The sequence below is a fragment of the Lentzea cavernae genome (assembly GCF_014653695.1).
Classification (GTDB): domain Bacteria; phylum Actinomycetota; class Actinomycetes; order Mycobacteriales; family Pseudonocardiaceae; genus Lentzea; species Lentzea cavernae.
Genome location: NZ_BNAR01000001.1, coordinates 401,721 through 421,610, shown reverse-complemented (window position 1 = coordinate 421,610; position 19,890 = coordinate 401,721). Strand labels below are relative to the sequence as shown.

General features: G+C 71.1%; 24 protein-coding genes. 15 read left to right on the top strand and 9 right to left on the bottom strand.

Annotated elements, in window-relative coordinates; all coding sequences use genetic code 11:
- Positions 1-3 precede the first annotated feature (3 nt).
- From IE307_RS01970 to IE307_RS01960, 3 genes are read left to right on the top strand one after another with little or no spacing between them, the layout of a single operon-like run.
- The gene (locus IE307_RS01970; protein WP_191295689.1) at positions 4-330 is read left to right on the top strand and encodes a plasmid stabilization protein; all 327 of its coding nucleotides are present in this window, start codon (positions 4-6) and stop codon (positions 328-330) included.
- A complete protein-coding gene (locus IE307_RS01965; RefSeq protein WP_191295688.1) occupies positions 308-994 on the top strand; it encodes a hypothetical protein in 687 nt (228 codons plus the stop codon). Before IE307_RS01970 ends, IE307_RS01965 begins: the two co-directional genes overlap by 23 nt.
- 12 nt (positions 995-1,006) lie before the next feature.
- Positions 1,007-1,561: a hemerythrin domain-containing protein gene (locus IE307_RS01960; protein ID WP_191295687.1), complete on the top strand. Its 555-nt coding sequence runs from the start codon at positions 1,007-1,009 to the stop codon at positions 1,559-1,561.
- Here the strand turns inward: IE307_RS01960 and IE307_RS01955 are convergent.
- Both IE307_RS01955 and IE307_RS01950 read right to left on the bottom strand, forming a co-directional pair.
- Positions 1,558-2,280 carry a TauD/TfdA family dioxygenase gene (locus tag IE307_RS01955; RefSeq protein WP_229904294.1) on the bottom strand — a complete coding sequence of 241 codons (723 nt, stop codon included), beginning with the start codon at positions 2,278-2,280 and terminating at the stop codon, positions 1,558-1,560. The two genes, IE307_RS01960 and IE307_RS01955, sit on opposite strands and share 4 nt — an antisense overlap.
- On the bottom strand, positions 2,277-3,470 hold the full coding sequence (locus IE307_RS01950) for an MFS transporter (RefSeq protein ID WP_191296443.1): 1,194 nt from the start codon (positions 3,468-3,470) through the stop codon (positions 2,277-2,279). The genes IE307_RS01955 and IE307_RS01950 overlap by 4 nt, the downstream gene beginning before the upstream one ends.
- A 100-nt stretch (positions 3,471-3,570) precedes the next feature.
- Here IE307_RS01950 and IE307_RS01945 point away from each other — a divergent pair, with 100 nt between their 5' ends.
- The 5 genes from IE307_RS01945 to IE307_RS01925 are packed head-to-tail and all read left to right on the top strand — an operon-like array spanning position 3,571 to position 8,241.
- Complete coding sequence (locus IE307_RS01945) at positions 3,571-4,548, top strand: ABC transporter substrate-binding protein (RefSeq protein WP_191295686.1); 978 nt, start codon at positions 3,571-3,573, stop codon at positions 4,546-4,548.
- Complete coding sequence (locus IE307_RS01940; protein ID WP_229904293.1) at positions 4,541-5,602, top strand: FecCD family ABC transporter permease; 1,062 nt, start codon at positions 4,541-4,543, stop codon at positions 5,600-5,602. Before IE307_RS01945 ends, IE307_RS01940 begins: the two co-directional genes overlap by 8 nt.
- Positions 5,599-6,369 carry an ABC transporter ATP-binding protein gene (locus tag IE307_RS01935; RefSeq protein ID WP_191295685.1) on the top strand — a complete coding sequence of 257 codons (771 nt, stop codon included), beginning with the start codon at positions 5,599-5,601 and terminating at the stop codon, positions 6,367-6,369. The genes IE307_RS01940 and IE307_RS01935 overlap by 4 nt, the downstream gene beginning before the upstream one ends.
- 28 nt (positions 6,370-6,397) lie before the next feature.
- Positions 6,398-7,198 (top strand): Rossmann-like domain-containing protein, encoded by an 801-nt coding sequence (locus IE307_RS01930; RefSeq protein WP_191295684.1) that lies wholly within the window; start codon positions 6,398-6,400, stop codon positions 7,196-7,198.
- Entirely contained in the window at positions 7,195-8,241 is a 1,047-nt protein-coding gene (locus tag IE307_RS01925; RefSeq protein ID WP_229904292.1) for a pyridoxal-phosphate dependent enzyme, read from the top strand. The genes IE307_RS01930 and IE307_RS01925 overlap by 4 nt, the downstream gene beginning before the upstream one ends.
- Here the strand turns inward: IE307_RS01925 and IE307_RS01920 are convergent.
- The 4 genes from IE307_RS01920 to IE307_RS01905 form a co-directional block, all read right to left on the bottom strand.
- Positions 8,213-8,389 carry a DUF3040 domain-containing protein gene (locus tag IE307_RS01920; RefSeq protein ID WP_191295683.1) on the bottom strand — a complete coding sequence of 59 codons (177 nt, stop codon included), beginning with the start codon at positions 8,387-8,389 and terminating at the stop codon, positions 8,213-8,215. The two genes, IE307_RS01925 and IE307_RS01920, sit on opposite strands and share 29 nt — an antisense overlap.
- A gap of 222 nt (positions 8,390-8,611) precedes the next feature.
- The gene (locus IE307_RS01915; RefSeq protein WP_191295682.1) at positions 8,612-8,779 is read right to left on the bottom strand and encodes a hypothetical protein; all 168 of its coding nucleotides are present in this window, start codon (positions 8,777-8,779) and stop codon (positions 8,612-8,614) included.
- 57 nt (positions 8,780-8,836) lie between these two features.
- The gene (gene tsaA / locus IE307_RS01910; RefSeq protein WP_191295681.1) at positions 8,837-9,232 is read right to left on the bottom strand and encodes a tRNA (N6-threonylcarbamoyladenosine(37)-N6)-methyltransferase TrmO; all 396 of its coding nucleotides are present in this window, start codon (positions 9,230-9,232) and stop codon (positions 8,837-8,839) included.
- Positions 9,232-10,635, bottom strand: coding sequence for a protein adenylyltransferase SelO (locus tag IE307_RS01905; RefSeq protein ID WP_191295680.1), 1,404 nt, complete (start codon positions 10,633-10,635; stop codon positions 9,232-9,234). Before IE307_RS01905 ends, tsaA begins: the two co-directional genes overlap by 1 nt.
- Before the next feature lie 185 nt (positions 10,636-10,820).
- Here IE307_RS01905 and IE307_RS01900 point away from each other — a divergent pair, with 185 nt between their 5' ends.
- The 3 genes from IE307_RS01900 (at position 10,821) to IE307_RS01890 (ending at position 13,225) form a co-directional block, all read left to right on the top strand.
- Entirely contained in the window at positions 10,821-11,702 is an 882-nt protein-coding gene (locus tag IE307_RS01900; RefSeq protein ID WP_229904291.1) for a COG4315 family predicted lipoprotein, read from the top strand.
- 77 nt (positions 11,703-11,779) lie between these two features.
- Positions 11,780-12,226: a hypothetical protein gene (locus IE307_RS01895; RefSeq protein WP_191295678.1), complete on the top strand. Its 447-nt coding sequence runs from the start codon at positions 11,780-11,782 to the stop codon at positions 12,224-12,226.
- 87 nt (positions 12,227-12,313) lie between these two features.
- On the top strand, positions 12,314-13,225 hold the full coding sequence (locus IE307_RS01890; RefSeq protein WP_191295677.1) for a DUF6891 domain-containing protein: 912 nt from the start codon (positions 12,314-12,316) through the stop codon (positions 13,223-13,225).
- Here IE307_RS01890 and IE307_RS01885 read toward each other — a convergent pair.
- Positions 13,188-13,571, bottom strand: a complete 384-nt coding sequence (locus tag IE307_RS01885) for an HNH endonuclease (protein ID WP_229904290.1) — start codon at positions 13,569-13,571, stop codon at positions 13,188-13,190. The genes IE307_RS01890 and IE307_RS01885 overlap by 38 nt on opposite strands.
- Positions 13,555-14,484 carry a LysR family transcriptional regulator gene (locus IE307_RS01880; protein WP_191295676.1) on the bottom strand — a complete coding sequence of 310 codons (930 nt, stop codon included), beginning with the start codon at positions 14,482-14,484 and terminating at the stop codon, positions 13,555-13,557. Before IE307_RS01880 ends, IE307_RS01885 begins: the two co-directional genes overlap by 17 nt.
- 70 nt (positions 14,485-14,554) lie before the next feature.
- Between IE307_RS01880 and IE307_RS01875 the strand changes: the two genes are divergently transcribed.
- From IE307_RS01875 to IE307_RS01860, 4 genes are all read left to right on the top strand, one after another.
- The gene (locus IE307_RS01875; RefSeq protein ID WP_229904289.1) at positions 14,555-15,577 is read left to right on the top strand and encodes a TDT family transporter; all 1,023 of its coding nucleotides are present in this window, start codon (positions 14,555-14,557) and stop codon (positions 15,575-15,577) included.
- Between the two features lie 10 nt (positions 15,578-15,587).
- The gene (locus tag IE307_RS01870) at positions 15,588-16,763 is read left to right on the top strand and encodes a hypothetical protein (RefSeq protein ID WP_191295674.1); all 1,176 of its coding nucleotides are present in this window, start codon (positions 15,588-15,590) and stop codon (positions 16,761-16,763) included.
- 91 nt (positions 16,764-16,854) lie between these two features.
- The gene (locus tag IE307_RS01865; RefSeq protein ID WP_191295673.1) at positions 16,855-17,715 is read left to right on the top strand and encodes an SCO2207 family protein; all 861 of its coding nucleotides are present in this window, start codon (positions 16,855-16,857) and stop codon (positions 17,713-17,715) included.
- Between the two features lie 130 nt (positions 17,716-17,845).
- On the top strand, positions 17,846-19,054 hold the full coding sequence (locus tag IE307_RS01860; protein ID WP_229904288.1) for an MFS transporter: 1,209 nt from the start codon (positions 17,846-17,848) through the stop codon (positions 19,052-19,054).
- Here IE307_RS01860 and IE307_RS01855 read toward each other — a convergent pair.
- Entirely contained in the window at positions 19,038-19,883 is an 846-nt protein-coding gene (locus IE307_RS01855) for an XRE family transcriptional regulator (RefSeq protein WP_229904287.1), read from the bottom strand. The genes IE307_RS01860 and IE307_RS01855 overlap by 17 nt on opposite strands.
- Between the last annotated feature and the right edge of the window lie 7 nt (positions 19,884-19,890).

The following is a 19,890-nucleotide window of genomic DNA, read 5'->3' as shown; positions in this document are numbered from 1 at the left end:
GTGATGCCCGCGGGATCGAACGCCAAGCGCGAACGCCAGTACGAGCACATCAAGGACTCCGCGCAGGACCGCGGTGCGTCGCCGAAGCGGGCCGAGGAGATCGCGGCCCGGACCGTGAACAAGAACCGCGCGCAGGCCGGTGAGTCCAAGACGGCGAGCAAGTCGTCCACGAAGGACATGTCACCGCAGAAGCGCGGCGGTCAGCGGTCGGGCACGAACCGTCCGAAGGGCCTGACGAAGGAACAGCTCTACAACGAGGCCAAGAAGAAGAACGTGAAGGGCCGCTCCACCATGACGAAGAAGGAACTTGCCGACGCGCTCGGACGCTGACGTGCAGGACGTGGACAAGGCGTCGGCGTTGACGATCCTCACCATGGAGCACAACACGCTGCAGATGATCCGCACGGCGACCATCACCGACGCGACCGGACGGGCGGGACACCTGCTCACGACGATCTCGGCGTCCATGATCGCCCTCGGCTTCGTCGCGCAGGTCGTGCCGCTGACGGTCCTGCTGACGCTGGTGCTCGTCATCTTCACCGCCCTGTTCCTGATCGGCCTCGCCACCCTGTTCCGCACGGTGGAGCTGAACATCGAGGACGTCCAGGCAGGCCTGGGGATCAACCGCATCCGGGCCGTCTACGCGGAGCTCGAACCGTCCACGAGGGACGTCTTCGTGCGCCAGATGCACGACGACACCCTGGGCGTCGAGGTGGACGGTGGTCAGAGCGGCTGGCGCAAGGCAAGGCGCCCGCGGCTGATCGGCACCGCCCTGGGTGTGCCCGGTCTGGTGAACCTCGTGAACGGACTTGTCGCCGGCGTCGTCGCCGGCGCGGCGTCAGGCCTGCTCGATGCGGGCCTGGCGTGGTCGATCGCCATCGCCGCGATCATCGCCACCACGGTGATCAGCACGTTCGGCGTGGCGCTCGGCCGGATCGGACGGCGTGGCCTCGCGCCCATCACCACGCGCTATCCGAGGAACGACCCGAACTGAAGGAGAACCACCATGCAGTACGACGTCGTCGACCTGATCATGCAGGACCACCGCGAAGTGGAGCGCCTGTTCGACGAGCTGAAGAACCACCCGGAGAAACGACCTCTGCTCACGCCGGTCCTGTGCGGCCTGCTCGTCGCCCACAGCCGCGCCGAGGAGTCCGAGGTCTACCCGGCCGCCAAGGACGCGGGTGGCGACGACGAGGTCGAGCACAGCCAGGAGGAGCACGCCGAGGCCGAGCAGCTGCTCGCCAAGCTCCTCGACACCGAGTACGACTCGCCGCAGTTCGAGAAGGCCCTCAAGGACGTCGTCGACTCCATCACCCACCACGTGGAGGAAGAGGAGAAGACGGTGCTGCCGGGCATGCGCCAGCGGCTCAGCGCCGAGCGCCGCTACGAGCTCGGCGAGGCGTTCGCGCGCAGCCGGGCCGACCACCTCGGTGAGATGCCCGGTCAGGCCACGCGCGAGGAGCTCCTGCTGCAGGCCAAGAACCTGGGGCTGGACGGTGCTTCGAGCATGACCAAGGAGCAGCTGCGCAAGGAGCTGCAGAAGGCCGCCTCGTCCTAAGCGTCGTCAGTGCGCACTGTCTGGATGTGCACGGTCCGGGCGCCCGTGTGGGCGTCTCGGCCGTGCCAGCAGCGGTAGTTGTCGAGGACCAGGAGTTCGCCCTCGTCCAACCTGATCCTCGGCAGCGTTCGCTGCACCCGCTCGACCTCCGTGTCGAAGCGGGCGAGCATTTCGGTGATGTGCTCGGTGGCGGGGTCGCGGTGCAGGGCCGCGACCCCGTCCGTGCGTCGCGTGATGCGCCTGCCCGTGCGGGTGAACTCGACGTGGCGGCCCACCCGCGGAGCAGCGGGCAGGCCGCGCGTCTGCGCCCAGCGCCCGTACAGGTCGACGTCCGTGCCCCTGAGGAAGTCCTTCAGCTCCGCGTCCAGCGAGTCGGTGAACTCGTGCGCGTCGAGCACGAACGACTGACCGCCGTACGGGGCCTGGGAAGCGAGCAGCACCAGCACGTGGTCCTCGTCGGGATGCCTGCGCCGCACGGACTTGCCGCCGACGTCCACGACGACGTCGAAGCTGTCCGCGTGCAGGCCGACGACCCCGCCGTCCACGGAACGCCTGGTGCGGTGTGGAAAGAGCTCCCGCAACGCCGTGCCGAACAGCAGGGCGGCGGCGACCGGCAGCGAGTTCGGGGAGTTCGGCAGGCCGGTCAGGACCACCGCTCCCGTCTCCGTCAGCGCGGTGCGCGCGGCGGGGTCCAGTACCGGGACGCGGGGAACGATCACCGGCGCGGCCCGAAGTCGCGCGACGACGGGACCAGGGCGGCCAGAGCCGGTGCGGCGAAGCAGATCACCGCGCACACGGCCAAGACGACCGGCGCGCCGAACGACGAGATCGCCGGGGCGATGAGCGCGAGACCGACCGGCGCGAGTCCGTAGGACATCAGGAAGTCCAAAGAGGACACCCTGGCGAGCTTCGACGGCTCCACCTCGCGCTGGGTCGCGGTGAACCACGGCACGTTGAACAGCTCGATGCCCAGTCCCGCGACGACATAGGCCGCGATCACGACGAACGGGTGCACCGGCAGCAGCAGGCTCAGCGGCGCGAAACCGTACAGGGCGAGGCCGAACAGCGCGGTCCACCCGGCGTGCCGCGGCCGCCAGCGCGCGATGAGCAGGGCGCCGGCGAGCGCGCCGAGCGTGTACGCGGTCAGCGCCCCGGCCAGCACGGCCTCGGTGTCGTAGCGGTCGCGGCTGACCAGGGGGAGCACCACGCCGGTCGCCGAGTAGCCGGTGGCGATCACCGCGGTCAGCGCGCCGAGCCCGGCCAGGAACCACGGGTGCCTGCGGGCCTCCCGCACGCCCTCCCAGAAGTCGGCCACGAACCCCGAGCCGGAAGTGCCTGCCACGGCACCGGTTCCGGCGGGCGGGACCAGTGCCGCGACGAGCCACAGCGCGCCGATGCCGAGCAGCAGCACCTGCGTGTTCAGGAACAGGGCGAGCAACGCGGTCAACCCCGGCGCCACCAACGTCGTGACCCGCACCGACAGCGTCATCGCCGCGTTGGCCTGCTGCCGCTGGTCGCCGTCGACGACCTCGGCCGTCAGCGCCTGGAACGCCGGCCGGCACGCGCCCTGGCCCGCACCCATCGCCGCCGCCGCGACCGCGGCGACCACCGGGGAGCCGCCCACGAACGCGGCGAGCACGGGCGCGGCGAGAGCCGACACGAGACCGGACCACAGGACCACCTGGCGCCGCGCGTAGCGGTCGGCCAGCACCCCGCTGACCGGGACGGCGGCGAGGAAGCCCGCGGTGCGCGCGGCCAGCAGGACGCCCAGTTCCACGGCGGTGATCGAACGCGAGAGCACGGCCAGGCCGAGCACGAACGGCAGCGCCCAGGTCGCGATGCCCGACGCCGTGGTCGCGGTCCAAAGACGGAGAAATGTGGTGCTGCGCAGCACCGATGGGCTGCGCATCGTGTCGTGGGCCACGCGTTCGACCTTCCGGCAGGGTTGCATTGAAAATGATTGTCGTTACAGTAGCGCACACCGTTCGAGTGAACTTCTGGAGGATCCGATGTCTCACCCCGGCCGATTCGGCCTGGCGTTGGTGGCGGTGCTCGCCGCTGGATGCGCCACACCGGGAGGCGCTGAAGCGCCGGCGGCCCAGTCGGTGGTGGTGGACAGCTGCGGCAAGCAGCTGTCGTTCGCCTCGGCGCCGCAGCGGGTGGTGACGCTCGACCAGAGCTCCACGGAAACCCTGCTGGCGCTGGGGTTGCAGGACCGGATGGCCGGCACCGCGAACCTGAAGACCAAGGTGTCGCCCAAGTTCGCCGAGGCCTACGCCAAGATCCCGGTGCTGTCGCCGAAGATCCTCACGTCGGAACCGCTGCGGGCCGCGAACCCGGACGTGGTGGTGTCGTCGTTCCTGGAGCAGTTCACGCCGGACCGCGCGGGCACGCGCGACGAGCTCGCCTCCCTGGGCGTGCCGACGTTCGTGAGCTCGGTCAACTGCTCGGACGGCGCGACCGCTCCGTTCGACAGGCTGTTCGGCGACTACGAGAACCTCGGCAAGATCTTCGGCATCACCGAGAAGGCCGACCGGCTCGCCGCCGACCAGCGCGCGGTCGTCGCGGAGGTGCAGGCCGTCAAACGGGAACCCGTGAAGGTCGTCTGGGTCTACTCGGTCTTCAAGGGCGTGCCGTACGTGGCGGGCAAGGACGGCATGCCGAGCCAGATGAGCAAGATCGCCGGTGCCGTCAACGTGTTCGACGACCTGAACCAGGAGTGGCCGGAGGCGTCCTGGGAGGAGATCGCCCGCCGCGACCCCGACGTGGTCGTGATCGGCGACCTGTCCGAGCGCGGCAACCCCGGGGACACCGCCCGCGAGAAGCTCGACATGATGCGCGAGCACCCGGCCGTCTCGCAGCTCAGGGCGGTGCGCGAGAACAAGGTCGTCGAGCTGCCCGGCATCGAGATGGACCCGTCCGTGCGCACGGTCGACGCGCTCAAGGCGTTCGCGGCGGGACTCGACAAGATCGCCGGCCGTGGCTGACGCCGCTGTCCTCGATCCCGTCGTTCGCGAGACCCCGAAATCCGTTCAACGCAAGAAGAACACGCTCGTCGTCGTGATGGGCCTCGTCGTCCTCGTGGTGTCGATGGCCGTGGCCGTCCGCATCGGGGTGGGGGCGGGCTGGGCGGAGATCGGCCGGGCCGCGGGCGGGCGCCTCGGGTTGCCGGTCGTCCCGTTGCCGCGTCTGCTGGACTCCCTGATCTGGGACCTGAGGCTGCCCAGGGTGCTGCTCGCGGCGCTCGTCGGGGCGGCGCTGGCGGTGTGCGGCGCGGTGCTGCAGAGCGTCACGCGCAACTCGCTCGCCGACCCGTACCTGCTCGGGGTGTCCTCCGGCGCCTCGACGGGCGCGGTGGTCGTGGTGGTGCTCGGGTTCGCGGGGTCGCAGCTCGGCATCACCGGCGGTGCGCTGATCGGCGCGCTGGTGGCGTTCGGGTTGCTGATGCTGTTGTTGCGGCGCACCGGTCTCGACTCCTCGCGGATCGTGCTGACCGGTGTGGTCGTGGGGCAGCTGTTCGCGGCGCTCACGTCGCTGATCCTGCTGTCGTCCGGTGACGCCGACAGCATCCGCGCCGTCACCAACTGGCTGCTGGGGTCGCTGGCGTCGGCCAGGTGGACGTCCGTGGCGGTCTGCGCGGTGGTCCTGGCGGTCGGGCTGCTCGTCGTGTGGCTGTGCTCGGCCGCGCTGGACGGGTTCGCGTTCGGCACCGACACCGCGTCCTCGCTGGGCGTCGACGTGCGCACCACTCGGGCCGTGCTGCTGGTGACGACCTCCGTGCTGACTGCGGTGGCGGTGGCCGCCGTCGGCGCGGTCGGGTTCGTCGGGCTGATCATCCCGCACGGGGTCCGGTTCCTCGTGGGTCCGTTGCACCGCAGGCTCCTGCCGATGTCGGCTGTGGTCGGCGCGGTGTTCCTGGTCTGGACCGACGCGCTCACCCGCGTGGTCTTCGCGCCGCTCGAGGTGCCGGTGGGCGTGTTCACCGCGCTGATCGGCGTGCCGCTGTTCCTGCTGGTGCTGCGCAAGCGGGGTGAGCTGTGAGGATCGACGTCGAGGACCTGAGCTGGGGCGTGCCGGGCAAGACCATCGTGCGGGACGTGTCGCTCGCGGTCGAGCCGGGGGAGACGGTCGGGCTGATCGGCCCGAACGGCTCCGGCAAGTCGTCGCTGCTGAGGTGCGTCGCCGGCCTGCGCACCCCGACCGGCGGCCGCGTGCTCTACGACGGCGTGGAGATCGGGTCGTGGCCCGCCCGAGACCGGGCGCGCAAGCTGGCGTTCGTCGAGCAGACCGCCGACACCGAGAGCGATCTGCGCGTCGCCGAGGTCGTCATGCTCGGCCGCACGCCCCACCGGTCGCGGTGGCGCGGCCCGGACGCCTCCGACCACGAGATCGTCGCCGCCGCGCTGGAGAGGCTGGACCTGACGGCGCTGGCGGACCGGCCGTGGAAGCAGCTCTCCGGCGGCGAACGCCAGCGCACCCACCTGGCGCGGGCGCTGGCGCAACGCACGGCCGGGCTGCTGCTGGACGAGCCGACGAACCACCTGGACGTGCGCCACCAGCTCGAACTGATGGAACTGGCCGGTGGCACACCGCAGACCGTCGTGGTGGCGCTGCACGACCTCGCGCTGGCCGCCCGGTACTGCGACCGGCTGGTCCTGATGCACCGGGGCGCGGTCGTGGCGAACGGCCACGCCGCCGACGTGCTGACCGCGCCGTTGCTGCGCGAGGTGTTCGACGTGGAAGCCGAGATCGGCCGCGACGACCTGGGCCACCTGGCCGTCGGGTACCGCGAGCCGGTCCGCCGATGAACCGATCCACCGAGTCGAGGGGGAAGTCATGTCCACAGTGGACGACCTGATAACCGAGGTCCTGGAGGGCCGGCACGGCCCCGATCCGCGCACGATACCCGCCACCAGCGTGTTCTGGGTCCACCACGGCACCCGGCTGGCGGGCGGCGACACCACCTACCGCAACCAGTACGTGCTGGCCCGCATCGGTTCCGCGTTCGGCGCCTGCGCGTTCGCGGAAGGCGACGCCGACCCGGCGGTGTGCGCGAACTACTCCGGCGCTCCCGTCGCCGCGCTGCTCACCGAGGCGCCCGCTCCGGTGCGCGTGGCGGCGCTCGACGCCTACCTCGGCAGCGTCCGTCCACATCGGACCTCGGAGGCCGAGAAGGTCGTGCTGCCCGTGGGCACGCCGGAGGAGCGGGCGCGTGCTCGTGACGCCGCCGTGGCCGGGTTGCTGGAAGTGGAACCGGGCGCGAAGGTTGCGTTGATCGGCGTGGTCAACCCGTTGGTGGCCGCGATCCGCGAACGCGGGGCCGAATGCCTGCCGTGCGACCTCTCCCTGCGCACGACCCAGTGGGGCGATCCCGTGACGCCGGACATGCGGGACGTCCTCGGGGTCGCGGACGCCGTAGTGGCGACGGGCATGACCATCGGCAACGGCACGTTCGACGAGATCCTGCGCGCCTGCCGTTCACGTGAGATCCCGCTGATCGTCTACGCCCAGACCGCCAGCGCCGTCGCCCGCCACTTCCTCGGTCAGGGCGTCACGGCCCTGTCCGCGGAACCGTTCCCGTTCTCGCAGTTCAGCGCCGACGAGACCGCGCTGTACCGCTACCGCGCCCGAACATGAGAGAAGACGTGGACGACCACATCGCTGACGCCCTCAGCCGTCCTGCCCTCGTACGCCTCGACTCCCGGACCCTCTGCCTGCGCTTCGAGACCATGAAGGTCGCCTCCGCCCTCGAAGCGGTCCGCCACCTCCTCGAACGCGGCACCATCGCCCGCGGCGACACGCTGGTCGACAGCTCCAGCGGCATCTACGCGCACGCACTGGCGCTGGCCTGCCACCGCCACGGGCTGCACTGCCACATCGTCGCCTCCACCACGGTCGACAAGACGTTGCACACCCAGCTCGAGATCCTCGGCGCGACGGTCGAACCCATGCCGCCGTCCGCGAGCCTCAAGCTCGACCAGAGCCGCCGCGTCGCACGGGTGCGGGAGATCCTGCGCGACCACCCGAGGCACCACTGGATGCGCCAGTACCACGACGACGTCCACTACCGCGGCTACCGGCCGATCGCGGACCTCATCCGCGAGCACGTCGACTGCTCCCGGCTGTCCGTGGTCGGCGGAGTGGGCACCGGAGCGTCCACCGGCGCGCTGACGACGTTCCTGCGCGAGACCTCACCGGAGGTCGAACTCGTCGGCGTGCAGCCGTTCGACAGCGTCACGTTCGGCAGCGAGCACGTGCACGACCCGGAGATCATCATCGCCGGGATCGGCAGCTCGATCCCGTTCGGCAACGTCGACCACACGCTCTACGACACCGTGCACTGGTTCGGCTTCGACGCGGCCCTGTCCGGCAGCGTGGCCCTGCTGCGCGAGCACGCGATCTTCGCCGGCCTGTCCGCGGGCGCCGCCTACCTGGCGGCGCGGTGGGAACAACGACTGGACCCGGAACGGCACGTGGTGGTGCTGGCCCCGGACACCGGCCACCGCTACGTCGACGCCGCCTACTCCCGGCACGCCGAGGCGCCGTCACCGGACGATCTGCGGCCACGCCAGATCAGCACGCTGGGCGACATGGACCTGCCGTGGTCGCGGATGCGCTGGAACCGGGCGGAGGCACCGCCGAACGCGGTCGTCAGCCGTGCGATTCCGGTCGCTTCCTGAACGCCAGGGCGATGGCCGCGGCCGCGCGCTGACGCAGGGTCCTCTGCGAGACGGGACCCTCGCTCAGCGCGCGGGCCAGGTCGGGGTCGGAGACGCGCAGGCGTCCCTCGATGTCGATGAGCCGCTGGTGTTCCTCTCGACTGAGCATGGCGCGCTCCAGAGTCGGTCCGGCAGTGGCACGAAGCGTTTACCCGGGGTTTCCGGGGTTCAAACCGGTGGGCTGCGGCAACGATTGGAACGGGTCCGGCTCGGACACGGCTGGAGTGGCCCTCCCCGGCGCGGTTCCGGACCACGCGACGGCGTGCCCTGCTTTCGGCGCGGCCGGACCAGTCCTGGCTCCGGCCGCGCCGAAAGCACGCGTTCCAGGCCGCTAGATCGGCTTCGGCGACGGCGGCAGCGGATCGGGATCCGGCCCCGGCGGGCGCAACGGATCCGGGTCGGGGCCGGGCGGATGGGGCTGGTCGGGTCCGGTGGGGCGCGGCTGGTCGGGGCCCGGGGTGGTCGGCACGGGCTCCGCCGGCGGTACTGGCTGGCTCATGACTCCGGGGTACCCGCCGGTCAAACCCACCTCACCGCATCCGCGACCCGCGGCAGCTCAGCGCTCCGCGCCCAGGACCGGCTTCACGTCCAGGATCGGCGTGCCGTCGACGGCCTCCAGGTGCGCGACCCGCACCGCGAGGCCGTCCACCGCCGTGATCCGGACGTGGTGCAGGCCGATCGGGTTCGGCCGGTCGGGTGACCGCGTGGAGAACACGCCGGTCTCCGGCCTGCCCGGGTCGCTGCGCGGGTGCACCGCCAGCACCGACCGGTCGGCGCGGTCGAGCCAGGTGAGGACCAGGACGTCCTGGCCGGATTCCAGTTCCCTCATCGCCCGCGCGTACTCCGGGGCGAACACGAGCAGGGCCTCGGGCGCGCCCTCGTCGGCCTGCTTGGGCGCGGCGGAGCGGTCGGTGAGAGGCGATTCGACGTGGCCGATCGGCTGCAGCTTCATCAAGTCCCGCAGTAGGTCCGGTAGGTGGCACTGAAGTCCTGCGGCGCAGGAGCCGCGAAGTATTCCAGGCCGGGTCGTTCGCCGAACGGGGAGGTAACCGCTTTCAGAAGTCGCTCGAACGGACCCATGTCGCCGTCCGCTCCGGCCGCCAGCGCCTCCTCCACGAGGTGGTTGCGCGGGACGTAGACGGGGTTGACCTTCTCCATCGCGTCGGCGTCCGGGCCGAGTTCCCGCCAGCGCGCGATCCAGGCGTCGACGGCGGCGAGGTCGAGGAACAGCGAACGGGCGGGTTCGACGTCACCGCGGGCCGCCTTGCCGAGCAGGTGGAAGAACGACGTGAAGTCGACGTGGTTCTCGTGCAGCAACGCGAGCAGGTCCTTGAGCAGGGGCACCACGTCACCGGACACGCCGAGCTTCGCCCGCATGCCCCCGGTCCACGCCTGTTCGAAGTGCGCGTCGAACGTCCGCAGCGCCGTGAGCGCCAGCGAGACGGCCTCGTCCTGGTCGTCGGCGAACAACGGCAGCATCGCTTCGGCGAGGCGGGCGAGGTTCCACTCGGCGATGATCGGCTGGTTGCCGTAGGCGTACCGGCCCTGGTGGTCGATGGAGCTGTACTTCGTCGTCGGGTCGTAGGCCTCCATGAACGCGCACGGCCCGTAGTCGATCGTCTCGCCGGAGATCGTCATGTTGTCCGTGTTCATCACTCCGTGGATGAAGCCGACGAGCATCCACCGCGCGACCAAGGACGCCTGGGCCGCGACCACGTGCCCGAACAGCTCCAGGGGAGTGCTGCCGGGGTGGTGACGGGCGATCGCGTGGCCGGCGAGGCGGCGCAGCAGGTCCGCGTCACCGGTGTTGCGGGCGTACTGGAAGCTGCCGACGCGCAGGTGCGACGCGGCGACCCTGGCCAGGACGGCGCCGGCCAGCGGTTCCTCCCGTTGCACGACGTGGCCGGTGGAGACGACGGCCAGCGCACGGGTCGTGGGGATGCCGAGCGCGTGCATCGCCTCGCTGACGACGTACTCGCGCAGCATCGGGCCGACGGCGGCCAGTCCGTCGCCGCCGCGGGCGAACGGGGTGCGGCCGGAACCCTTCAGGTGCAGGTCGCGGAGACGACCCTCGGCATCGGTCAGTTCACCGAGGAGCAGCGCGCGTCCGTCACCCAGCCGGGGGGAGTAGCCGCCGAACTGGTGACCCGCGTACGCCTGGGCGACACCGGGGGCGGCGTTTCCGGTGAGCAGGGACAGGCCGGGGCCTGCCAGCCAGGCCGGATCGAGCCCGATCTCCTTCGCGAGCGGCTCGTTGAGGACGAGGAGTTCCGGTCCGGCGACCGGTTCGGCCTCCCACGGCACGGCCATTTCGGGGACGGCGGTCGCGAAATCGCTGCTCAGGCTGATGTCCACACCTCCAACGGTACCCGTTGAGTTCCGGAGTGCCTGTGACCGCGGTCTCAAGTCGAAGTTCTTTGAACCGTTCCGGGAGCGGGCGCGTGACAGTGGTGAACAGGTTGATCAGTCCACTCAGGAATGAGAAGAAAACAATGCGTCGCAAGCAAGTTGGGCTCGTTGCTGCCCTTTTCACGGTCGGTGTGATCGCTTTGACGGCCTGCGGTCAGGGCGCCGCGACGTCCGGCTCCGCCACCCCCGCCCAGGACCAGACCCAGGCCCAGAACGCGCCCTCGAACGAGGCCGAGACGGATGCCCAGTCCGGAGTGGACTTCTTGCGTGGCACCGCGAACTCCAACAAGGCGGACCAGAACAGCGGTGACCGCGCACCGGAGAGCGCGCCCGCCGAGGTGAAGCAGAAGTGGGTCGAGCTGCGCGCCGGGAACGCCGGTGGCCTCGAACCCGCTGTCGTGAACGGAAAAGGACTTTCCGTTTACTGGTTCAGCGACGACCCCGTGAACGGCGGCGTCAGCAAGTGCAACGGGGACTGCGCCAAGACCTGGCCCGCGATCACGGTCACCAAGGGCACCAGGCTGTTCTTCCCCGGCATCCGGCGGGAGAACATCGGCTTCATCAAGCGCCAGGACGGCCAGCTGCAGGTGACCATCGGCGGTCGCCCGATCTACTTGTTCAACAAGGACAAGAAGGCGGGCGACATCCTCGGTCAGAACGTCGGCGGCAAGTGGTTCGTGATCAACCCCGAGGGCAAGCGCGCCGTGCCGAAGGCCGAGGCCACGAAGCCGGACCAGCCGGCTCCCGGCGGCAAGCCCGCCTCCTCCGTCACGTTCTTCAGCGGCAAGAACCAGAAGGACTTCGGCGACAGCTTCGCGGTCGGCGTCAAGGTCGAGGCCAAGTGCGCCGACCTCCGCGGCGGTTTCCAGTCGCTGTCCCCGGACGGCGCCGTGAAGATCTGGTCCGAGCCCGGCTGCAAGGGCAAGTCCGCCGTCGTGAGCGGGCCCGTCGACGACACCTCCGCCGCCCCGATCGGTTTCCCGGAGGGCGTGAAGTCCTACATCCGCGCCTGAACCTGATCGGGTGAACGGAAAAGGCCGTCGGAGCACCCCCGCTCTGACGGCCTTTTCGCATCGCTACTCTGCTGGGCATGCGCTACTCCGCCATTGCGCTGGCTTTCCTCCTGCTCGGGTGCGGTTCGGGGACCTCGTCCCTGCCCACGATCACCCCCGCCGCCACGTCCGCCACCGGCTCACCGCTGCCCGACCTGCAGCCCCGGCTCGACGCGATCGGCGTCCTGCTCACGGACTGCGCCGCACGCCTGCGCGGCGAACCCGTCGCCCCGGCCGACAACTGCAGCCACGTCATGCCCGACGTGACAGGGGTGATCGACGAGGTCGAGAAGCAGTCGGCCAAGCTCCCGCCCACCGGTCAGGCCGCCATCACCGACGTCCGCCGCCAGCTCGCCGAGATCGCGCCGTGCGAGCCGTGGTTCGCGGCCGGTGGGGTGAGCGAGGACGGGCAGCTCCACGCCCGGTGCAAGAAGGCGTGGGACTCGCTGTACCAGGGCTTCACCGCCGTCCGGAACGCCGCTTAGACGCGTGGCCGGTGGTTCGGAAAGCCGGCGCCCTGCCGAGCGCGGACACGCCGTCGGCGTCCCGAGCCGCACGGCTAGTGTCTCGGCATGCTCGAAATCGTCGTGGAGACGGAGAACTGGGAGCGGCACGTCCGCGCGTCCGCCGAGGAGTTGGCCGGTCTCATCCGGCGCATCGGCGGTGAAGGCGACAGGTTCCTGGTCGTCCAGCGGGTGCCTGACCTGCCCGGTGTCTTCGCCCAGGTGTGGCACGAGAACGGCGGCGGCTACGAGGTCGAGCACCGCGACGGTGCCGGGCAGTTCCAGGCGAGGGCCGGCGGACCGGAGGCCGTGATCACCGCGATCACCGGCTGGGCCCGCCAGGAGCCCGGCTGGGACGCCGGTCTGGACTTCTCACCGCTGGACCTGGCACCTGCCGCCGAGGCGCCACCGCTCGACCTCGCCGACGACGAGCGCACCCAGCTCGAGGAGCGCGTCCGCGAGGCGCTCACCGGTGGGTACGCCTCCCGCTCCCAGCTGACCGAGCTCGCCGAGGAGTTCCTCGTCACCGAGGACCGCCGGCCCGTGTCGCGCGAGCAGGCGGCCGCCCTGGTCGACAGGTTGTGGCTGGAGCGCGTCGCGGAACAGGCCACCTGGCGGGGCGAGACCGACCCCGAACGGCTCACCCGCGCGTTCGGCGCCCTGCAGGAGTCCGGCATCACCGCCCGCGAGAACTTCACCTGCTGCCGCACCTGCGGCCAGGACGAGATCGGTGCCGAGGCCGCGCCCGACGCCCGCGGTTACGTCTACTTCCACAGCCAGTGCACGGAAGCCGCCGCGGCGGGCCACGGTCTGAGGCTGCTCTTCGGTGGCTTCGACGGCTCGGCGGACACGACGACGGCCGTCGGTCAGGAGGTCGTGACCGCGCTCGAGGCGGCGGGCCTGCAGGTGGAGTGGAACCGCGATCCCGGCCGTGCGATCGCCGTCACGCCACTGGAGTGGCGTCGTCGGCTGGTGGGGTGACGAAGAGGACGGTCAGCTCGCTCGAGATCTCGTAGTGGCGCACCAGGAACCTGCGTTCGTCGAGCTTCTTGCGGCGCAGCCAGCCCGTCACCTCGGCGTTGCACTTGCTGGCGTTGCAGGAACCGCACGCGGGCACCACGTTGCCGAGCGTGTAGCGGCCGCCGCGGGAGAGGGCCTGCACGCAGTCCTTCTGCAGCGAACCGGAAGGAGCCGCGCAGTAGGCGCAGCCTCCCCACGCCGCCTTGATCGCGTTCCACTGCGCGTCGGTCAGGTCGTTGACGACGCGGGCCATGCGCTTCTTGCGCTTGCGCGCGGCGCGAACCTGTTTGCTACCGCCGGTCGGCACGATCGGTGAGACTACGCGTCGCGATGGTCAACAGGTCGGAGGCGGGTCCCCGGGGTGTCCGGCCGGACGGCCAGACCGCCCGCAGCGCGCGGTGCAGGTCCACCTCGCCCACCTCGACGCGGACGAGCGTGCGGGCGGCGACGTCCGCGGCCACGGTGTGCAGGCTGAGCACGGCTGGGCCGATGCCGCCGATCGCGGCCGCCTTGATCGCCGTGGTCGACGACATCTCCAGCAACGGCCCGGCGGACTCGGTGATGCCCGCGCTCGTCAACGCCTGCTCCCACGCCTGACGCGTGCCCGATCCGGACTCCCTGCTGACCAGCGGGGTCGCGGCGGCCTTCGCGGCGGTGACCCGGCGGCGCCGGGCCCAGGGGTGGTCGGGCGCGACGACGAGCACCAGTTCGTCGTGCGCGACCACGCGGCTGGCCAGGCCCTGCGGCACGTCGGTGCTCTCGACGAACCCCAGGTCGGCCTTCTGCGCCAGCACCTGCTCGGCGACGTGCACCGAGTTGCCCGCCGACAGCACGGTCGCGGTGTCCGGACTCACCGACCGCAACGCGATGAGCCACGCGGGCAGCAGGTACTCGGCCACGGTGAGGCTCGCGGCGACCCGGAGGTGGCTCTGGCGGTCCGCGCGCAGGCTGGTGATGCCGGCGTCGAGGTCGGCGGCCCGCGCGAGCACCTGCGCCGCCCACCCGGCCACGAGCTGGCCCGACGTGGTGAGCCGGGCGCCGCGCGAGGTGCGTTCGAGCAACGTCACGCCGACGCGGCCCTCGAGGGTCTTGAGGCGCTCGCTGGCACTGGGCTGGGACATGCCGTGCGCCTGGGCGGCCCGGCCGATGCTGCCCAGCTCGGCGACGCTGCGCAGGAGGTCGAAGCTGGTCAGGTCGGTGACCCTGGACGGCAGAGGCATAGGGACAGCCTATGTGCACATCGGCGATGGACGCCTACCGGCGCGGGCCGGGCACGAGGATCGTCATGTCGTGACCGCTCTCGCACCTCAACACACCGTGCCCGTCGGGGTGCGACGAGCGGCACCATTCGGGCCGAACCTCTTCGCCTCCGTGATGGGGACGGGGATCGTCGCCACGGCCGGAGCGTCGATGCCCGGCCTGCGCACCGCCGCCACGTGCGTGTGGGCGCTCGACGCCGCGCTGCTCGCCCTCCTCGTCACCGCCGCCCTGAGGCGCTGGACGTGGCGGGCGGTCCGCGCGCAGCTCGCCGACCCCGTGATGGCCCAGTTCTGGGGCGCGCCACCGATGGCGTTGATGACCGTCGGCACGGGTGCGCTGCTGCTGGGAAAGGACTGGATCGGGCTTCCCGCCGCGCTGGCGGTCGACTGGACACTGTGGACGATCGGCACGCTGCTCGGGCTGGTGACGTCCGTGCTGGTGCCGTTGCGGATGATCGGCAGCGGCGAGCGCGCGTTCGCCGGGTGGCTGATGCCCGTGGTGCCGCCGATGGTGTCCGCCGCCTCCGGAGCCCTGCTGGCCCAGCACCTGCCGGACGGACCGTCGCGGCAGGCGATGGTGCTCGGCTGCTACGCGTTGTTCGGTGTCAGCCTGTTCGCGACGATGGTGATCGTGCCGCAGATCTGGCAGGGGCTGGTGCGGCACGGGGCGGGCGCCGCCACGACCGCGCCGACGCTGTGGATCGTGCTCGGCCCGCTGGGGCAGTCGATCACCGCCGCCAACCTGCTCTCCGGCGTGCCGGTGCTGCCGGGCCAGACCGCGTTCGGCGTCCTGTACGGGACGATCACGTGGGGCTTCGCGCTGCTGTGGGTGGCGCTCGCGGCGGCCGTGACCGTGCGGACCGCCCGGCGCGGGCTGCCGTTCGCCTTGACGTGGTGGAGTTTCGTCTTCCCGCTCGGCACCCTGGTGACCGGGACCAGCGCGCTCGCGGCCCGGGTTCCTTCGGTGCTGTTCTCCGGGGTCGCCGTCGTGCTCTACGGCGCGCTGGTGGCGGCGTGGATCACCGTGGCCGTCCGGACGGTGCTGCGGCGGTAGACTGTCCAAAATGGGCGCTGGGGACAGTCGAACGGGTGCGGACGTCGGGCACGTCGTCGTTCTGGTTGAAGGACAAGAGCTTCCGCTCGCCGTCGTGCGGGTGACCGGGGCCGTCGAAGAGGCCTTCACGCACGACCTGCGGTGGGAGCCGTCGGCCCTGCTCAGCCGCGTGCCGACCGAACCGGCGTGGACGGCCCGGGACGTGGACGCAGACCAGGCCGCGGGGTTCCTCGTGGAGATGGTCCGGGAGGTCCGGGCGCGGTCGCACGAGTCGGAACTGGCGGACCACAAGTACTACGCGTCCTTCCGGCAGGCCGCGGACGTGCTCGACCTGGCGCGCGCGGACCGGCTCCTGCGCAGGCCGGACGGCGCCGTCGAGGAGGAGTACGCCGGGCACGAGACGTGGGAACCCAGCACCAAGCTCTCCCGCGTCGACTCCGGCAAGGACCCCGACGAGACGTACATCGCGTTGAGCCTCGTCGAGGCGGCGCAGGTCAAGAAGCTGGTCGACGAGCAGTGGGACCGCGGCTGCACCCACCACGTCGTCCTGGTGGACGGCAGTCCGGTGGCCGTGGTCACCAAGGTCGTGGACGACCCGGACTCCGAGTTCGGTGAGCTCGCGTTCACCGGGGATCCGGAACCGCAGCCGTCACGACTGCTCGCCCAGGCCACCCGCGAACCGCGCATGACCGCCGTTCAGACGTCCATGGCGACCGCCGTCGAGACGATGGCGCGGCTTTCGCTGCGCTGGCGCGGGAAAGCGCGGCAGGGGCAGACCGCCGCGCACGCGGTCTTCTACCGCCTGACCGATGTCCTCGACCTCGGCTCGGCGCACGCCGTCGTGCCGGAACCCTTGCCCGAGAACGAGTTCTCCGTGCCGCTGGCCACTGCGGAAGCCGCCGAGCTCACGGCGCGTCTGCGCATCCGCGACGCCCGTCGCGGTGCCGAGCCGATCGACGGCCACCACCACTTCGCCGTCTTCGTGCGCCTGGACCAGGTCGTGGACCTGGACGCCGCGCACTCGCTGATCCGAGTCGACGGCTCGGGGCGGTGGGAGGTGCTCCAGCGCGATGGCCGGTGGCTGGCCACGGCCGAGCCGCGCGAGCTGATCACCTTGCCGCTGAACGGGTCCGAGGTCCGGGGCGTCGCGGCCGTGATCTGCCCGCACAACCTTAAAACCATTTAAAACCAACAAGGTCCACTCCAATTTGAACCCGGTCCGTGACCTCCCCGTAGTCATCGGTACAACACCGTTCGACCCCCCGAGGAGACACAGAATGGGCGCTCGACACCGCAAGCCCGCCATGATCGGCGCGGGCGCCGTGCTGGCGGTCGCTGCTGTCGCCGGTGGCATCTTCGCCTTCAGCGGCACCAACTCGAACGCGGCTGAGGACTGCGGCGGACTGGACACCGCCCTGCAGAACAACCTGAACTTCATCGCCGGTCAGCAGGCCAACCCCGACGCGCAGTCGGACGCCCGCATCCAGAACCGCCAGCAGGTCGTCACCCTCATCAACCAGCGGCGTGCGGCGGCCGGTTGTGGCGGCAACGTCCAGGCCAAGCCCGAAGCGGGGCAGGCCGCGACGTCCGGTGAGGACTGCGGCGGGCTGGACAAGGCGTTGCAGAACAACCTGACGTTCATCGCGGGGCAGAAGGCCGCCCCGGACTCCCAGTCCGAGGCCCGCATCGCGAACCGGCAGGCCGTGGTCGACCTCATCCAGCAGCGACGCAAGGCGGCGGGCTGCGCGGGTGACGGCGGCGCGGGCAACGCCGGCCAGGGCAACAACAACGCCGGTCAGGGCAACAACGGCGGCAACCAGGCGCAGCCGACCCAGCAGCAGCCGACCCAGCAGCCCGACGCGAACCAGGGTGCCGGCAACGGTGCCACCGGCCAGCAGGTCTGCAACGGCTCCACCGTGACGCTGTCCGGTGAGGGCGGCGCGCCCGCCGCGTCCAGCGGCACGTTCCCGATCGGCACCACGTTGAAGGTCACGAACCTGGACAACAACAAGTCCACGACCGTCAAGGTGGCGTCGGTGTCCGGCAGCTGCGCGCTGCTGAACAACGCGGCCTTCGAACAGGTCCGCGAGCCCGGCAAGTTCCTGATCCGCAACGCGCGGATCGAGAAGATCGGCTGATCAGTCCACAAAGGACGGCACGACGGCCGGGTGTTCCCGTCAAGGCGCGGGGGAACACCCGGCCGTCGCGCTGTTCCCCGTCACGGGGAATAGTGGCCAGGACCCCGTCCGTGATGAGACCTTGGACGCCGTGACGGACAAAGCAACGGCGCCCTCTGTCCTGCGGAACACCGCTTTCCTGCGGTTGTGGACCGGCACCACCGCGTCGGGGCTCGCGATGTGGGCACTGCCGTTCGTACTGGGCCTGGCCGTCCTCGAACGCTCGATCACCGCGGTGGAACTCGGGGTAGTCCTCGCCACCAGAACCGTCGGATTCCTCGTGGCGGTTCCGGTCGCCGGAGTCCTGGCCGACCGCCACTCGCGACGCAACGTCGTCTTCTGGTCGTGCATCACGGGCGCGGTCATGACCCCCGTGATCGCGCTCGGCATGGACAGGTCGTTGCTGCTCATGGCCGCGGCGGCGGCGATCGTCGGCGCCGGACAGGGTGGCTGCCGGCCCGCGTTCCAGGCGCTGGTGGCCGAGGTGGTGCCGGAGGAGCAACGGCAGCAGGCCAACGCCGCGACCACGCTCGCGATCAGGGTGACCACGCTGGTCGCCCCGAGCCTCACCGCCCTCGCGGCCCTCGTGACCGACGCCAAGGCACTGCTGGTCGTCACCGCCGTGCTCTGGCTGGTCGCCGCGCTCGTGCCGCCCAGGGGCAACCACGCACCGGCCCGCACGACGGGGAAGGCGAGCTTCGCGGCCGACTTCCTGGAAGGCCTCCACGAGGCCCGCCGGCACCCGTGGCTGCTCGCCGGGCTCGGCGCGCTGACCTCCATGGTCGCCCTGGGGTACTCCGCCACGGCCGTCCTGCTGCCGTTGGTGAGCCGCGACCGCTACGGCACGGAGGCGGTGCTGGCGGCCGCCATGACCGCGTACACCATCGGCGCGCTGGCGGGAGCGGCGCTGATGGCCCGCTGGCGCCCGAGGACGCCGGGCTGGACCGCGCTGGCCGGCATGGCCTGCTACGGCCTGGTCCCGCTGGCCCTGCTCCTGCCGGTGCACCCGTTCGTGCTGATCGCCGTGTACGTCGCCGGGGGCGTCGGCATGGAGCTGTTCAACGTCCCCTGGTTCACCGCGGTCCAGCGCGAGGTCGAACCGGGCAAGCTCGCCCGCGTCTCCTCGCTCGACTTCCTGCTGTCCTTCGGCCTCGCGCCGGTCGGACTGGCCTTCATCGCCCCGGCCGTCGACCAGTTCGGCAGCGGCGTCGTCCTGGGCTTCTGCGCGGTCGCCTGCTTCGCCGCCCCCGCCGCCGCCGCGCTGGTGCCGTCCTCGAAGGGGTTCACCAGGTCCAGCTGAAGCCGCGGGCACCGGGCTGCACGTCCAGCGCCACGTCCAGCAACGTGCGGCGGGGAGCCACGGCGGACCCGTCCGCGAGCTGCACCACGGAGGCGGGGGCGTCGCCCTCGAACGTCACCTCCAGCACGTACTCCCGCGTCGGCAGCCGGAACTTGCGCTCGTAGTTCGTCGCGGGCGGGCACGGGTCCTGGTTCACGAGCTCGTGCTCGATCACAACGCTCTCGCCCTTGCGCAGCGGCCGTTCGAACAACAGCTCCGCGACCAGCAACCCCTCGGACGGCTGCTGCACCACCTGCCCGACCGTGCAGTTCTTCAGGGCGTTGACCTGCGGCAACGGCCGGTCGTGGTCGTCGAGGTGCATGATCACGACCCACCGGTCCGGCCCGGTCATCGACGCCGACAGCACCTGCCGCGACCGGAAGACCCGCTCGGTGCGGTTCGCCCCGATCGTCACGAAGTCCTGCTGGCTCACCCGCAGCAACTGGTCGTCCCACTGCGTGTCGAGGTCGTGCAACGCCTGCTCGACGGGCGACGGCGACGGCCAGAACGCCGACATCGGCGCCGGCGCGTTGCGCAGCCAGCGCCCCCGAGGCCGAGGTGGCCCGAGCAGCTCGGAGAGGTGCCCCGGCGGCACCTGCAGGATGTGCTCGAGGTGGACCACGGCCTGCAACGACTTCTGCCGCTCCGGACGGCTGCGCCCGGTCTGCCAGTAACTCAGCGTGGCCATGGACACGGACACACCGTTCTGCGAGAGGTGCTCGCGCAGGCGCTCCAGACCGAGACCGCGATTCGTGATCGCCGTCCGGAGCGCCTGCGCGAACTCGTCCACGCTGGTC

Coding starts and splice junctions, on each gene's coding strand:
- IE307_RS01895 (WP_191295678.1), top strand. CDS start 11,780: ATGCGCTACTCCGCCATTGCGCTGGCTTTCCTCCTGCTCGGGTGCGGT.
- IE307_RS01915 (WP_191295682.1), bottom strand. CDS start 8,779: ATGAGCCAGCCAGTACCGCCGGCGGAGCCCGTGCCGACCACCCCGGGC.
- IE307_RS01930 (WP_191295684.1), top strand. CDS start 6,398: ATGTCCACAGTGGACGACCTGATAACCGAGGTCCTGGAGGGCCGGCAC.
- IE307_RS01970 (WP_191295689.1), top strand. CDS start 4: ATGCCCGCGGGATCGAACGCCAAGCGCGAACGCCAGTACGAGCACATC.
- IE307_RS01890 (WP_191295677.1), top strand. CDS start 12,314: ATGCTCGAAATCGTCGTGGAGACGGAGAACTGGGAGCGGCACGTCCGC.
- IE307_RS01920 (WP_191295683.1), bottom strand. CDS start 8,389: ATGCTCAGTCGAGAGGAACACCAGCGGCTCATCGACATCGAGGGACGC.
- tsaA (WP_191295681.1), bottom strand. CDS start 9,232: ATGAAGCTGCAGCCGATCGGCCACGTCGAATCGCCTCTCACCGACCGC.
- IE307_RS01925 (WP_229904292.1), top strand. CDS start 7,195: ATGAGAGAAGACGTGGACGACCACATCGCTGACGCCCTCAGCCGTCCT.
- IE307_RS01950 (WP_191296443.1), bottom strand. CDS start 3,470: ATGCGCAGCCCATCGGTGCTGCGCAGCACCACATTTCTCCGTCTTTGG.
- IE307_RS01865 (WP_191295673.1), top strand. CDS start 16,855: ATGGGCGCTCGACACCGCAAGCCCGCCATGATCGGCGCGGGCGCCGTG.
- IE307_RS01945 (WP_191295686.1), top strand. CDS start 3,571: ATGTCTCACCCCGGCCGATTCGGCCTGGCGTTGGTGGCGGTGCTCGCC.
- IE307_RS01870 (WP_191295674.1), top strand. CDS start 15,588: ATGGGCGCTGGGGACAGTCGAACGGGTGCGGACGTCGGGCACGTCGTC.
- IE307_RS01960 (WP_191295687.1), top strand. CDS start 1,007: ATGCAGTACGACGTCGTCGACCTGATCATGCAGGACCACCGCGAAGTG.
- IE307_RS01880 (WP_191295676.1), bottom strand. CDS start 14,484: ATGCCTCTGCCGTCCAGGGTCACCGACCTGACCAGCTTCGACCTCCTG.